Genomic DNA, 12927 nt, shown 5'->3' on the forward strand with positions numbered 1-12927 from the left:
GGTGAGCGTGGATGATCGCACGAACCTGGCTGAGGGGCGCTCGTCACCCTGCGACCCCGCCCGGCCGGGGGACCGGCCCGTGGCGCGGCCCGGGCGGCGCACCGGGACAGGGGCCCGGCCCCGGTGGCACACCGCCCAAACCGCCCCCGCCGACGCTGCGCCGCTGGCTGCTGCCCGTCGCCGTGCTGGTCACCCTGCTCCTGCTGGTGCTGCTCTCCAAGCCAAGCCCGACCGGCCCGCGCTACGGCTACACCGACTTCCTGAACCGCGTCGACGCCGGTCAGGTGCAGACCGTGGACGTCAGCGACACGGGCGGGGTGTCCGGCACCCTCAAGGACGGCACCCGCTTCACCAGCCAGATCCCGACCGCCCTGGACACCTCCCAGCTCAGTCAGGCGCTGTCCAGCCAGCATGTGAACGTCACCGGAAGCCGTTCCGGCGGGGGCAGCTCGATCTGGTCGACCCTGCTGCTGTTCCTGCCGCTGCTGATCTTCGGCGGGCTGTTTCTCTGGTCGGGCCGACTGGCCGCGCGCTCGCTGGGCGGTGGGCTGAGCGCGACCGGGCGGTCCCGGGCGAAGATCATCGAGGCCGAGCGGCCGGCCACCGGCTTCGCCGATGTGGCGGGGTACGAGGGGGTGAAACAGGAGGTCAGCGAGGTGGTCGACTTCCTGCGCAACCCCGAGCGCTACGCCGCCGCCGGGGCCAAGGGCCCCCGAGGGGTGATCATGGTCGGTCCGCCGGGCACCGGCAAGACGCTGCTCGCCCGGGCGGTCGCCGGTGAAGCCTCGGTGCCCTTCCTGTCCGTGACCGGCTCCGGCTTCGTGGAGATGTTCGTCGGCGTCGGCGCCTCCCGGGTCCGCGACCTCTTCGAGGAGGCCCGCAAGCGCGCGCCGTCCATCATCTTCATCGACGAGATCGACGCCGTCGGCGGCCGCCGGGCGGGCGGCACCCGGATCGGCGGCAACGACGAGCGCGAACAGACCCTCAACCAACTGCTCTCCGAGATGGACGGCTTCGACCAGAGCACCGGCATCGTCGTGATCGCCGCCACCAACCGGCCGGACGCCCTCGACCCGGCGCTGCTGCGCCCGGGCCGGTTCGACCGGCAGGTCACCGTGCCGCTGCCCAACCAGGCCGAGCGGGCCGCCATCCTGGCCGTGCACACCCGGGGTAAGACCCTCGCCCCGGAGACCGACCTGAACCGGATCGCGCGCGGCACCCCCGGCTTCTCCGGCGCGGACCTCGCCAACCTGGTCAACGAGGCCGCCATCAACGCCGTCCGTGCCGAACGGGCCACCATCACCGCCGCCGACCTCGACGACGCCCGGGACCGGGTGCTGCTCGGGCGTCGGGAGTCCTCCAACGCGCTGCTGCCCGAGGAGCGGCACGCCGTGGCCGTGCACGAGTCCGGGCACGCCCTGATGGCCGCGCTGTGCGAGCACGCCGATCCGGTCGCTAAGGTGACCATCCTCCCGGCCGGGGTCGCGCTCGGTGCCACCGAGCAGTTGCCCGAGGCGGAGCGGCACCTGTACAGCGAGAGCTACCTGACCGATCTGCTCACCGTCCAGCTCGGCGGGCGGGCCGCCGAACTGGTGGTCTTCGGCGAGGGATCGACCGGCGCGGCCAACGACCTCGCCAACGCCACCTCGGTCGCCACCCGGATGGTCCGCGAGTTCGGCCTCTCCCCGGACCTCGGACCGGTCGGCTACTCCAGCGGCTCCCCGCAGTACCTCGGTGACCACCCCGACGACCTGCTGCGCCGCCCGTACTCCGAACAGACCCAGCGCGCGGTGGACGAGGCGGTGGCCGGGTTGTTGCGCGGCGCCGAGCGCCGGGCGATCGGACTGCTGCGCGAACACCGGCACCATCTGGACGAGTTGGCGGCGCTCCTGGTGGCCCAGGAGACGGTGGACGGCGGTGTGGTGCTCGACATCCTGGGGCACCCGGGGCCGGGGTCGGAAGGGCACCCGGCGTCGGGCTCCGGAGGTGGGCAGATACCGGGCCAGGAGTGAGGTCCGGTGCAGGAGTGACGTCCGGGGTCAGCGCTGGCCGAGGCAGGGAGCCGGCCCGGTCTCGGTGCCGGTGTCGGAGCCGGACGCCGGGACGGCGACCTGAGGCGCGGCTGCGGCCGCCCCGGTCCCCGACCAGGCTCTGCCCCGCCCCCCGCCCCGACCGGGGCCAGCCCCCGCCCCGGTCACGCCCCGGTCCCGACCGGGGCCCGCCGCAGGCCCGTGCGGGGCCCGGGTGGATGATGGCGGGGTACCGACCTGAAGGAGCCCGCCATGACCGAACCCTTGCCCGCGACCGTCCAGCGCGAGATCGCCCTGGCCCTCGGGGTGGTGCCCACCGCCGACCCCGCGAAGGAGGCCGAGCGGCGGGTGGCCTTCCTCGCCGACCAGCTGCGGGCGTCGGGCGCGCGCACCCTGGTGCTCGGCATCAGCGGCGGGGTGGACTCCACCACCACCGGTCGGCTCTGCCAGCTCGCCGTCGAGCGGCTCCGCGCCGAGGGGTACCAGGCCTCCTTCACGGCGATGCGGCTCCCCTACGGAGTCCAGGCGGACGAGGCGGACGCCCAGCGCGCGCTCGAGTTCATCCAGGCCGACGAGTTGCTCACCGTCGACGTCAAGCCCGCGACCGACGCCGCCTTCGACGCCCTGCTGGCGGCCGGCCTCACCTTCGCCGACCACGCCCACGAGGACTTCGTGCGCGGCAACGTCAAGGCCCGCCAGCGGATGGTGGTCCAGTACGCCGCCGCGGGCGCGTGCGGCGGCCTGGTCGTCGGCACCGACCACGCGGCCGAGGCGGCCGTCGGCTTCTTCACCAAGTTCGGCGACGGCGCGGCCGACGTGATGCCGCTCTCCGGTCTGACGAAGCGTCAGGTCCGCGCGGTGGCGGCGCACCTGGGGGCGCCGGTGGAGCTGGTCGGCAAGGTCCCCACCGCGGACCTGGAGAACCTTGCCCCCGGCAAGCCCGACGAGGACGCCCTCGGGGTCGAGTACGACGCCCTGGACGACTTCCTGGAGGGTCGCCCGGTCAGCGAGGAGGTCTTCCGGACCGTTCTCGGCCACTACCGGCGCACCGAGCACAAGCGTGGCCTGCCGATCACCCCGGGTCAGGTGTGACCGACCGGGACGGAGCAACGGAGCGGGAGCGGGTCGGGCGTGCGGCCGGGGCCGTCCTCGGGTCGGCGGTGGGCGACGCCCTCGGCGCGCCCTACGAGTTCGGCCCGGCCGGCGCCCTGACCGCCCGCTTCCCCGCCGGCGGCGTGGAACTCGTCGCCGGCGGCGGCTGGGAGCGGGGTGAGGCCACCGACGACACCCAGATGGCCGTCCTGGTCGCCGAATCCCTCCTGGAGCAGGGGGAGTTGGACCTGTCGGACATCTTCGACCGGTTCCGCCGCTGGGCCGCCGCGGACCCCAAGGACATTGGGATCCAGACCGAAGCCGTCCTCACCAGCGGCGACCCCTGGGACCTCGCGGCGGGCGTCCACTTCAACTCCACCCTGCGCGCCGCCGGTAACGGCTCGTTGATGCGCGCCGCCACCTCCGCGGTCGCCTTCGCCCGCGCCGGACGGGAGGCCACGATGGACGCCGCCCGCCGGATCGCCGCGCTGACCCATGGCGACCGGGCCGCCTGGGAGGGCACCGCGATCTTCCACGAGCTGGTCCGCCTCGCCCTCGACGGCGCGGATCCGCTCGTCGAGCTCCCGGGCGTCCTGGCGGCCGTCCACCCCGACCACCGCGAGCGCTACGCCGCCGTCCTCGCCCCGGACTGGCACCCCGACCGCGCCACCGAACCCAACGGCGCGGTCTGGCCCTGCCTGGGCTCGGCGGTCTGGGCCCTGCGCACCACCGACGGCTTCGAGCGGGCCCTGGCCGCCGCCGTCGACCTCGGCGGGGACACCGACACCGTGGCCGCCGTCACCGGCGGGCTGGCCGGCGCCCGCTACGGCGTGGCGGCGATCCCGCCGCGCTGGACCGAGCCGCTGCACGTCCCCCTGCCGGGTTCGGACGGGCGGGTCCTGCGGGCATCCGACCTGCTGCTCCTGGCCCGGCGGCTGGCGGGGTGATCCGGGCCCAGTGGCCGGCCGGGTGATCGGGGACCCCGGTCAGGAGCGGTCTTCGCGGCAACCCCGGTCAGCGGCGGTTCCTGCGGAGGCCCTCGGGCCGGTGCCGCTGCTGCCCGTGGTCCGGATCCACGGGCGCCAGCGGCACCGGCCCGACTCCGCCGTCGGCACGGAGCCGCTCCGGGCGCTCCGCTGCCCGGGTCGTACCGCGCCCGGTTCCCGGTGGGCCCCCGTGATCGTCGGCGCGTGCGGGTCGCTACCGTACGGAGCGGAACGGTTCGGTGCCGAAGGGGAAGCAGCATGGACGATGTGACGGTGCGTCCGGTGGCCGAGGTGGTCGGGGGCCGGGAGGACGTGCGGGACGACCGCTGGGGGAGCGTCGGGTCGGTGATCCGGCTGGACGCGGGGCAGTTCACCGCGGAGGCGCTGTACGGGTTGGCGGAGTTCTCGCACCTGGAGGTGGTCTACCACTTCGACCGGGTGCCGGAGTCCAAGATCGAGACGGGTGCCCGGCATCCGCGCGGCAACACCGACTGGCCGCTGGTGGGCATCTTCGCCCAGCGCGGCAAGAACCGCCCCAACCGGCTGGGCGTCTCGCGCTGTTCGCTGGTCCGGGTGGACGGCCTGGACCTCCATGTGACCGGCCTGGACGCGGTGGCCGGCACGCCGGTGCTGGACATCAAGCCGTACCTGGTCGAGTTCGGTCCGCGCGGCGAGGTCCGTCAGCCCGGGTGGTCGACCGAGCTGATGCACGCCTACTACGACGACGAGGACTGACAGGTGGTGGGCGAGCGGCTCGCGGTGGTGTCCGGCGGAGGCACCGGGATCGGCCGGGCGATCGCGGCCCGGCTGGCCGCGGACGGCTGCCGGGTGGTGATCCTGGGCCGCCGGGCGGCGGTGCTGGAGGAGGCGCGGACGGGCATCGAGCGGACGGCGGGTCCGGGGACGGTGGTGCCGGTGGCGGGCGACCTCACCGATCCTGCGGCCGTCGAGGCGGTGGCCGCCCGGGTCGGTGAACTGGGGCCGGTGGACGTGCTGGTGAACAACGCGGGCGCGGTCGTCACCCCGCCCGAGGACGGCAGCCTGGCCTCGCTGGCCGCCTCGTGGCGGCGGGACCTGGAGACCAATCTGCTCACCGCGGTGCTGCTGACCACCGCGCTCCAGGGCATGCTGCGCCGCCCGGGCGGCCGGCTGGTGGTGATCAGCTCGGCGGCCGCCCAGCGCGGTGGCGCGGGCCCGCACTCGGCGGGCTCGTACGCCGCCGCGAAGGCCGCGCTGCACGGCTGGGCGTTCGGTCTGGCCCGGCAGTTGGGGCCGGACGGGGTGACGGTGAACGTGCTCGCACCTGGGTACGTGGTGGACACCGGGATCTTCGGCGCCGGGTGGAGCGAGGAGTTCCACGCCCGGAAGGTCGCCGACACGCTGGTCGGCCGGGCCGGCACCCCGGAGGACGTGGCCGCGGCGGTCGCCTACCTCGCCTCCCCCGCGGCCGGCTACCTCACGGGGCAGGTGATCGGCCTGAACGGGGGCGCGGTTCTGGGCAGATGAGCCGTTCATCGCTCGTCCACCGCCCCTGCTCACGGTGAGTCCCGTAACGAACCGTACGGAGGAACTGCCCGAGAACCCGTGCCCGAGAGCCCGTGCGCGGGAAGCCACGGCCGACACCCAGGAGTCTCCGCTGTCCAGGATCATCACCACCGCCCTGCCCGCCCACGGGCACGTCAGCCCGCTGCTGGCCATCTCCGCCGACCTCGCCGCGCGCGGCCACGAGGTGGTCCTCCTCGGCGGCTCGCGCTTCGCGGAGGCCGTCGAACGGGCCGGGGTGCGGTTCGCCGCGCTGCCCGCCGAGGCGGACTTCGACGACCGCGACCTCGACGCGTCCTTCCCGGGCCGGGCGAAGCTGGCGCCCGGCCCGGAACGGATCGCCTTCGACGTGCGGCACGTCTTCCTCGATCCGGTGCCGCACCAGTACCGGGCGCTGCTCGCGCTGTTGGCGGAGTTCCCGGCCGACGCGGTGATCGCCGACGCCTTCGTCCAGGGCGCGTTGCCGTTGGCGCTGGCCCGCCCGAGGGCGGAGCGCCCGGCGCTGATCGGGGTCGGGATCACCCCGTCGATGCTGCCGAGCGCGGACACCGCGCCGTTCGGCCTGGCGCTGCCGCCGCTGCCCGGCGAGGCGGGCCGGGCGCGCAACCGCTCGTTGCAGGAGGAGATGGACCGGTGCGGCGCGCCGTTGCAGGAGTACGCGGAGCGGGTGTTCGCGGAGACGGGCGTCCGTCTGCCGGCGGGCCCGCGCGGGCTGGTCCAGGTGACGGTGCCGGACGTGTTCCTCCAGCTGACCGTGCCGGGCTTCGAGTACCCGCGCGGCGACGCGCCCGCCTCCTACCGGATGATCGGCGCGCTGCCCGGGAACGTCGGCGAGGAGCAGCCGTTGCCCGAGTGGTGGGACGAGGTCACCGGCGAGCGGCCGGTGGTGGTGGTGACCCAGGGCACGCTGGCCAACGGTGACCTGGGTGAACTGGTCGTGCCGACGGTCCGCGCGCTGGCGGACCGGGACGTGCTGGTGGTGGCCGCCACCGCCCGCCCGGACGGGCCGCAGGTGCTGGCCGGGCTGCTGGGCGGCCGGCTGCCGGACAACGTCCGGGCCGTCGGGTACCTGCCGTTCGACCGGCTGCTGCCGCACACCGACGTGCTGGTGAGCAACGGCGGGTACGGCGGGGTGCAGACCGCGTTGCGGTACGGGGTGCCGCTGGTGGTGGCCGGGGCGAGCGAGGACAAGCCGGAGGTGGCGGCCCGGGTGCAGTGGGTGGGCGTGGGGCTGGACCTGCGGACCGCCCGTCCGGAGCCGGACGTCGTCGGCCGGGCGGTCGAGCAGGTGCTCGCCGAGGGGCGGTTCCGCGAGCGGGCCCGCACGCTGGGCGCGGAGTTCGCGGAGTACCGGCCGTTCGACACGATCGCGGAGCTGGTCGGGTCGCTCTGAGCCCGGGCCGGTCCCGCCGTCGAACTCCGCACCCCCAGCGGGGGGTTCGGCGGCGGGAGCGGCGGCGCCGGAACGGTCCGTCAGCCGTCGTCGCCGTCGGCGTCCGGCTCCGGGGTGGGCGCGGCGGCCCCGCTCCTGGCGATGCCGAGCTTGGCCTCGGCCGTCGTCCAGTCGGTGGCGATCGCCTGTTGGGCGGCGGCCAGGGTGACCTGCCCCTTGCAGATCGCGGTGTGCAGGTGGGTCTCCACCGAGTCCTTGGGATTGTTGGGGCCCTTGCCCGGGGTGTGGCCGGGGGAGGGCGGCTCGACCCAGAGGTTGCGCGGGTCGTTGGGGTCACCGCCGAGTTGCAGGCTGATCAGGTGGTCGTACTCGGCGTCGCCCATCGGGCCGGTGTAGCCGTACGACTTGGCGTTCTCGGACTTCTCCTTGCCGGTGATGTTGACCGGCGGGCGGATCGTCGAGGTGTAGCCGCCCGGCTTGCAGATGGTGTCCTTGATGTTGCCCTGGTCGACCGCCGGGCTGATCGCGCCCGGGGTGCAGTTCGGGTCCGGCAGCGGCTGCTTGTCCGCGGTGTAGCGGTAGTGGCAGCTGCCCGCCGCGGGCTGCGGCTGGGCGTCGTAGGAGCTCTTCGGGCCGGGCCCGGTGGCGATCTTGGCGGGGGCGGGCTGGGGGGCGCCGCCCGCGGCCTCCGGGGCGGAGGCGTGGGTGCTCTCCTTGCTCGGGGCGCTGCTCTTCGCGGTGGTGTGGCCGCCGCCGGACGAGCAGCCCGCGGCGGCGGCGAGCAGGACGGCCGCGGCCATCGCCAGGGCACCACGGACGGGAGCCGGCACGGGTTCCTCCAGGTCGTTCGGGTGGATCGGGTGTTCCGGTGTTCACGCGGACCGCCCGGACCGCCCGGACCGCCCGGACCGCCCGGACCGAACGGACCAACCGGTCCGGACGGACCGGGGTGGTGAGGTCGGTTCAGCCGGTGCGGGGGCCGCCCGGCGGGATGCCGGAGGCCGCGCCAGCGGACACTACCGCGTCGAGGGGGCCGAAAGGGTGACGCCACGTCCGGGCGCGGGAGGGCTGTTGCGGGCGCGCGGAATCGTTTTCGCACTCCTGACGCGCCGCCGGATCCGGCGGCCGGGTCCAGCGGCCGGGCCCGCCCCTACTGCGTGGCGATCCAGTCCGTGACCACCTCGTCCAGCACCCCGAGCGGCAGGTTGCCGTGCCCGATCAGCTGGTGGTGGAACTCCCGGACGTCGAAGCGCCCGCCGAGCGCGGCCTGGGCCCGCTCGCGGTGCCGGACCAGCTCGCGGCGGCCGATCAGGTAGGCGGTGGCCTGGCCGGGCCAGGCGATGTAGCGGTCGATCTCGTTGCGGACGTTGGCCTCCTGGGTCGCGGTGTTCTCCCGCATGTAGGCCATCGCCCGCTCCCGCGACCAGCCGTAGTGGTGCAGCCCGGTGTCCACCACCAGGCGCACCGCCCGCAGCGCGTCCATCGAGAGCATGCCGAAGCGGGCGAGGTCCGAGCTGTACAGCCCCATCTCGTCGGCCAGCCGCTCGGTGTACAGGCCCCAGCCCTCGAGGTGGGCGGTCAGCGCGGTCTCCGCCCGCTGCCGGAACCGCGGCAGGTGGTGCAGGGTCTGGGCGACCGCGATCTGGAAGTGGTGGCCGGGGATGCTCTCGTGGAAGGCGATCGCCTCGTACTCGTAGGTGAAGCGGGTCTCCGGGCGCAGGGTGTTGATCCAGTGGATGCCCGGCAGGCCGCCGGGGCCCGGAGACTGGTAGTACGCCAGCGGCGCGGTCTCCGCCTCGATCGGATCGATCTCCCGGGTCACGCAGTCGGCGATCGTGTACGTCCGGAACCAGTCGGCGGAGGCCCGGCGGGCCCGCTCCAGCGCGCCGTCGACCAGGGCGATCAGCTCGGCCGCGCTGCCGAACCGCAGGGCGCGGTCCTCGCGCAGCGTGCTCAGCACGGTGTCCGGGTGGCGGACGCCGAGCACTTTGCCGCCCAGCTCGGAGAACTCCTCGCGGAGCGCCGCCACGGTCTCCAGACCGATCCGGTGGACCTCCTCGGGGGACAGCCCGGGCCGGGTGAAGCGGGCGACGGCGTCGGCGTAGCCCTCGGTGCCGCCCGGCACGTGGCAGACCCCGGCCGCGGTGTCCGGCCGGGCCTGGGCCGCCAGCCGCTGGGCCAGCCCGGCCCGGTACCGGGCCACCGCGGGGCGGACGCCGTCGCGCACGATGACCTGGGCCCGGTCGAACTCCCGGCGGCCGCGCAGCGGCTTCAGGATCTGGTCCTCGGCCGGGTGGCCGGCCAGGTAGGCGTCCAGCTGGGTGACGGCGGCGTCGACCCCGCTGCGCAGCGGGTGGCGGCCCTCGGCGGCGGCGTCCAGCGCCAGCTGCAGGGCGGCGTCGAAGTAGCCGGGGAGCCCGGCCAGCCGTTCCAGGTAGGCGTCGGTGCCCTCGTGGTCGACGGCGGTCGCCGCGAGCGAGATGAAGGCCGTGTTCTGCGGGGCGATGACGGACGCCGACACGCTGAACCCGGACAGTCCGTGGGTGATCTCGGTGACGGTGTTGCCGATCAGCAGGTCCAGCACCTGGTGGGTTATCCGGTCCTCGCCGGTCAGTGCGTCCAGCGGGACGGCGGCCAGCCGGGTGCCGAGGTCCCGGAGCTCCTCGCGGTGGCGCAGCGCGGCCGCGCGGGACGGGTCGGGGACCTCGTGGGCGTGCCCCTCGACGCCGCTCAGGGTGGCTTCGAACGGGTCGTGGGCGTTCTTCGCGGCGAAGAACTCCTCGGCGAGGGCGGCGAGTTCGGCCTGTGGGGCGGAGGCGCTCGATCTGTCGCTCGGCTGGTCGCTCATTGGGCGATTATTCGGAGTCGGCGGCGGCGCGGTCAATACGCGGCGGGCGGAAAGGGGTTCCGTCCGCACGCCGTGAACGCGCCGCCGCCGAAACGGAATTCAGGACTCCGTGGACTCCGGGCAGGCCACGGCCGCCGGGCAGAGCGCCGACAGCCGGGCAGGCCGCGGGCAGCTGAGCAGCTGAGCCGCCGGGCAGGCCGCGGGCCCCGTCGGGCAGCAACGACCGTCGGGCAGCAACGGTCGCCCGTCGCCCGACGGCCGGGGAGGCTCAGCGCTGCTGCGACTCCTTGGCGGCCTTCTCGGCGGCCTCCTTCTCGTGCTTCGCCTTGATCCGGGCGGTCTCCTTGCGGACGTCCACCTGGTTGGCGCGCTCGTGCTGGAGCCAGAGCGGGTTCTCGGCCTTGATCGCGTCGATCTCGTCCGTGGTGAGCGCCTCGGTCACGCCGCCGCGGGCCAGGCCCGCGATGGAGATGCCGAGCTTGGCGGCGATCACCGGGCGCGGGTGCGGGCCGTTCTTGCGGAGGTCCTGGAGCCACTGCGGCGGCTCGGTCTGCAGCGCGTTGAGCTCCTCGCGGGAGACCACGCCCTCCTGGAAGCCGGTCGGCGCCGCGGCGAGGTAGATCCCCAGCTTCTTGGCCGCCGTGGCCGGCTTCATGGTCTGGCTGGTCTTCTGCTTGAGCGATGTCATGTGACAAGGGTAAGGGAGTGCGCGGGCGCCTCCGGTCACGGTCGGTAGCCTTGCCCTGTGACAGACATGCAGGTGAACCCGTCCTTCCGGCTCGCGTACGTCCCGGGCGTGACCCCCGGCAAATGGGCCCGGGTCTGGGGCGAGCGGCTCCCGGACGTCCCGCTCGACCTGGTCGCGGTGCCCTCCACCGAGGGCGAGCGGACCCTGCGGGAGGGGGAGGCCGAGGTCGGGCTGATCCGGCTGCCGGTCGACAAGGACGTGCTCAGCGCGATCCCGCTGTACACCGAGACCACCGTGGTGGTGTTCCCCAAGGACCACTGGCTCGCCGCCGCCGAGGAGGTCGCCCTGGCCGACCTTGCGGAGGAGGTGGTCTTCCACCCGCTGGACGACACCCTCGGCCTCACCGCCGACACCCTGCCCGGCCGCCCGGCGATCGCCCGGCCGGACACCACGGAGGACGCCGTCGAGCTGGTGGCGGCCAACGTCGGCGTGCTGCTGGTGCCGCAGTCGCTGGCCCGGCTGCACCACCGGCGGGACCTCACCTACCGGCCGGTGCCGGAGGCGCCGCAGTCCCGGGTGGCCCTGGCCTGGCCGCAGGAGGCGACCACGGACCTGGTGGAGGAGTTCATCGGGATCGTCCGGGGACGCACGGTCAACAGCTCCCGCGGCCGCGGGGCCGGGGCGGCGGCCGAGGCCCAGCCGAAGGGCGACCCGAAGAAGGCCGCGGCGCAGCGCAAGCCCCAGCAGCAGAAGCCCGGCGGGCAGAAGGCGGGCGGGCAGAAGGCGGCCGGCCAGCGGGGCGGGGGCCAGAAGCCGGGCGCGCAGCGGTCCGGCGCGCCGAAGGGGCGGGGCCAGGCGGCGGCCAAGAAGGGGAAGCCGAAGCGGCGATCCTGACGCCGTCCGGGGGGTAGCGTCGGCCCCGTTCCGGACAGTCGTGGTGGGAGGAGCGGGGCCGTGTGGAATGACCTGATGGTCGTCCAGATTCCGATCGTGGAGAAGATCCTCCGGACGATCGCCGTCTACGTGCTGATCCTGGTGCTGTTCCGGCTCGCGGGGAAGCGCGGGCTGGCGGGGTTGAACACCTTCGACATGGTGGTGGTGTTCCTGCTCTCCAACGTGGTGCAGAACGCGATCATCGGCAACGACAACAGCCTGCTCGGCGGCGCGGTCGGCGCGGTCACCCTGATCGCGGTGAACGCCGGTGTCACCCGCTGGCTGGCCCGGGACCCGCGGGCCGCCCGGCTGCTGGAGGGCGCGCCCACCACCGTGGTGCGCGACGGGGAGCTGGTGCCCGGCGCGTTGCGCGAGCTGGCGCTGCGGCCGTCCGAGCTGGAGCACGCCATCCGGTTGCAGAACGGCGACAACGTGAGCGATGTCGCGCGGGCCCGGCTGGAGCCGGACGGGCAGCTGCTGGTCACCCTCCGGGTGGCCGAGCAGAGTGCCACCAAGGGCGACGTCGAGGAGCTGCGGGCGCGGCTGGAGTCGATCGAGCGGATGCTGGCCGCGCTCGCCGCCGACCGCCGTCCCCCGCACTGACCGTCCCCCGCACTGACCGGCCCGCGCCCGGCGGTGCGGCAGCCGCCCGGATGACGTCCCAGCGGCCCGGCGGCCCGGCGGCGCGGGTCACCCCCCGCTGCGGGCGGCGGCGAGGGCGGTGCTGTGCCGTCGGCCCCGGGCGGTGGCGGCGGCCAGGGCGAAGCCGAGGGCGGCCGCCAGCAGGTGGCCGACGGTGGTGAACTCGGGGAGCGGGCCGGGCCACTCGTGGTCGCCGGCCAGCGGCCAGGCGAACACGAACAGGGCCCAGGGCAGCCGGGCCCAGCGGGGCAGCGCGAGGGTGGCGAAGGCCAGCGCGGCCTGGGCGCCGTAGCTGATGCCGTAGTCGGAGGCCTCGCGCACGCTCTCCGGGTACCAGCCCTGGTGCACGGCGAGGAGGATCACCAGGGCGGTGACCAGGGTCGCGCCGACGTGTCCGGCGAGGAAGACCGCGGCGGCCCGCGGGGTCCCGAAGCGGCGTTCGGCCCAGGACAGCCCGACCGCGATGCCGAGGCCGAGGGTGATCAGGGTGCCGCCGAAGCCGGTGGAGGTGATGTCGGTGAGGGTGCCGTCGTACAGCAGGGCGCTGCCCACCAGGGCGCGGACCGGGTGGTCGTGCAGGTTGTCCAGGTTGGTGCTGACGTACGCGCGCAGGTCGTCGGCCCGGGCCTCGGAGAGGCCGTACTCGAGCCAGGCGTGCCCGAGCAGCAGCAGCCCGACGTAGCAGAGCGTCAGCGGCGAGCGCCGCGGGTACGTGCGGACGGCGTGCAGCAGCCCGGTGAGGAGCCCCAACGGGCTTCGAGCGTTCATGGTCT

Annotated in this window: 12 protein-coding genes; 8 read left to right on the forward strand and 4 right to left on the reverse strand. The window is 74.8% G+C overall.

What is annotated here, in order from left to right; genetic code table 11:
• Positions 1-11 precede the first annotated feature (11 nt).
• The 6 genes from ftsH to AB0O91_RS06410 all read left to right on the forward strand — a co-directional run bounded on the left by ftsH (position 12) and on the right by AB0O91_RS06410 (position 7043).
• Positions 12-2012, forward strand: coding sequence for an ATP-dependent zinc metalloprotease FtsH (gene ftsH, locus AB0O91_RS06385; RefSeq protein WP_363428477.1), 2001 nt, complete (start codon positions 12-14; stop codon positions 2010-2012).
• Between the two features lie 270 nt (positions 2013-2282).
• Positions 2283-3122 (forward strand): ammonia-dependent NAD(+) synthetase, encoded by an 840-nt coding sequence (nadE, locus tag AB0O91_RS06390; RefSeq protein ID WP_363428479.1) that lies wholly within the window; start codon positions 2283-2285, stop codon positions 3120-3122.
• Complete coding sequence (locus AB0O91_RS06395) at positions 3119-4069, forward strand: ADP-ribosylglycohydrolase family protein (protein ID WP_363428481.1); 951 nt, start codon at positions 3119-3121, stop codon at positions 4067-4069. Before nadE ends, AB0O91_RS06395 begins: the two co-directional genes overlap by 4 nt.
• Before the next feature lie 297 nt (positions 4070-4366).
• Positions 4367-4843: an SAM-dependent methyltransferase gene (locus tag AB0O91_RS06400; RefSeq protein ID WP_363428483.1), complete on the forward strand. Its 477-nt coding sequence runs from the start codon at positions 4367-4369 to the stop codon at positions 4841-4843.
• A gap of 3 nt (positions 4844-4846) precedes the next feature.
• Positions 4847-5614 (forward strand): SDR family oxidoreductase, encoded by a 768-nt coding sequence (locus tag AB0O91_RS06405; RefSeq protein ID WP_363428485.1) that lies wholly within the window; start codon positions 4847-4849, stop codon positions 5612-5614.
• 34 nt (positions 5615-5648) lie between these two features.
• On the forward strand, positions 5649-7043 hold the full coding sequence (locus AB0O91_RS06410) for a nucleotide disphospho-sugar-binding domain-containing protein (protein WP_363428487.1): 1395 nt from the start codon (positions 5649-5651) through the stop codon (positions 7041-7043).
• Between the two features lie 80 nt (positions 7044-7123).
• Here the strand turns inward: AB0O91_RS06410 and AB0O91_RS06415 are convergent, their stop codons facing one another.
• The 3 genes from AB0O91_RS06415 to AB0O91_RS06425 form a co-directional block, all read right to left on the reverse strand.
• Positions 7124-7873, reverse strand: coding sequence for a hypothetical protein (locus AB0O91_RS06415; protein WP_363428489.1), 750 nt, complete (start codon positions 7871-7873; stop codon positions 7124-7126).
• A 320-nt stretch (positions 7874-8193) separates the two neighbouring features.
• On the reverse strand, positions 8194-9891 hold the full coding sequence (locus AB0O91_RS06420; RefSeq protein ID WP_363428491.1) for a DUF885 domain-containing protein: 1698 nt from the start codon (positions 9889-9891) through the stop codon (positions 8194-8196).
• 268 nt (positions 9892-10159) lie between these two features.
• Positions 10160-10579, reverse strand: coding sequence for a DUF5997 family protein (locus AB0O91_RS06425; RefSeq protein ID WP_363428493.1), 420 nt, complete (start codon positions 10577-10579; stop codon positions 10160-10162).
• A 66-nt stretch (positions 10580-10645) separates the two neighbouring features.
• Here AB0O91_RS06425 and AB0O91_RS06430 point away from each other — a divergent pair, with 66 nt between their 5' ends.
• Both AB0O91_RS06430 and AB0O91_RS06435 read left to right on the forward strand, forming a co-directional pair.
• Positions 10646-11473, forward strand: a complete 828-nt coding sequence (locus AB0O91_RS06430; protein WP_363428591.1) for a LysR substrate-binding domain-containing protein — start codon at positions 10646-10648, stop codon at positions 11471-11473.
• 60 nt (positions 11474-11533) lie between these two features.
• Positions 11534-12115: a YetF domain-containing protein gene (locus AB0O91_RS06435; protein ID WP_363428495.1), complete on the forward strand. Its 582-nt coding sequence runs from the start codon at positions 11534-11536 to the stop codon at positions 12113-12115.
• Positions 12116-12202: 87 nt separating this feature from the next.
• Here the strand turns inward: AB0O91_RS06435 and AB0O91_RS06440 are convergent, their stop codons facing one another.
• Positions 12203-12922, reverse strand: a complete 720-nt coding sequence (locus tag AB0O91_RS06440) for a rhomboid-like protein (protein ID WP_363428497.1) — start codon at positions 12920-12922, stop codon at positions 12203-12205.
• Positions 12923-12927: the final 5 nt, after the last annotated feature.

The sequence above is a fragment of the Kitasatospora sp. NPDC089797 genome (genome assembly GCF_040684795.1).
Taxonomy (GTDB): domain Bacteria; phylum Actinomycetota; class Actinomycetes; order Streptomycetales; family Streptomycetaceae; genus Kitasatospora.

What these genes read in the sequence shown, in the direction of transcription:
- ftsH (WP_363428477.1), top strand. Translation starts at nt 12, where the DNA reads ATGATCGCACGAACCTGGCTGAGGGGCGCTCGTCACCCTGCGACCCCG.
- nadE (WP_363428479.1), top strand. Translation starts at nt 2,283, where the DNA reads ATGACCGAACCCTTGCCCGCGACCGTCCAGCGCGAGATCGCCCTGGCC.
- AB0O91_RS06400 (WP_363428483.1), top strand. Translation starts at nt 4,367, where the DNA reads ATGGACGATGTGACGGTGCGTCCGGTGGCCGAGGTGGTCGGGGGCCGG.
- AB0O91_RS06420 (WP_363428491.1), bottom strand. Translation starts at nt 9,891, where the DNA reads ATGAGCGACCAGCCGAGCGACAGATCGAGCGCCTCCGCCCCACAGGCC.
- AB0O91_RS06425 (WP_363428493.1), bottom strand. Translation starts at nt 10,579, where the DNA reads ATGACATCGCTCAAGCAGAAGACCAGCCAGACCATGAAGCCGGCCACG.
- AB0O91_RS06430 (WP_363428591.1), top strand. Translation starts at nt 10,646, where the DNA reads ATGCAGGTGAACCCGTCCTTCCGGCTCGCGTACGTCCCGGGCGTGACC.
- AB0O91_RS06440 (WP_363428497.1), bottom strand. Translation starts at nt 12,922, where the DNA reads ATGAACGCTCGAAGCCCGTTGGGGCTCCTCACCGGGCTGCTGCACGCC.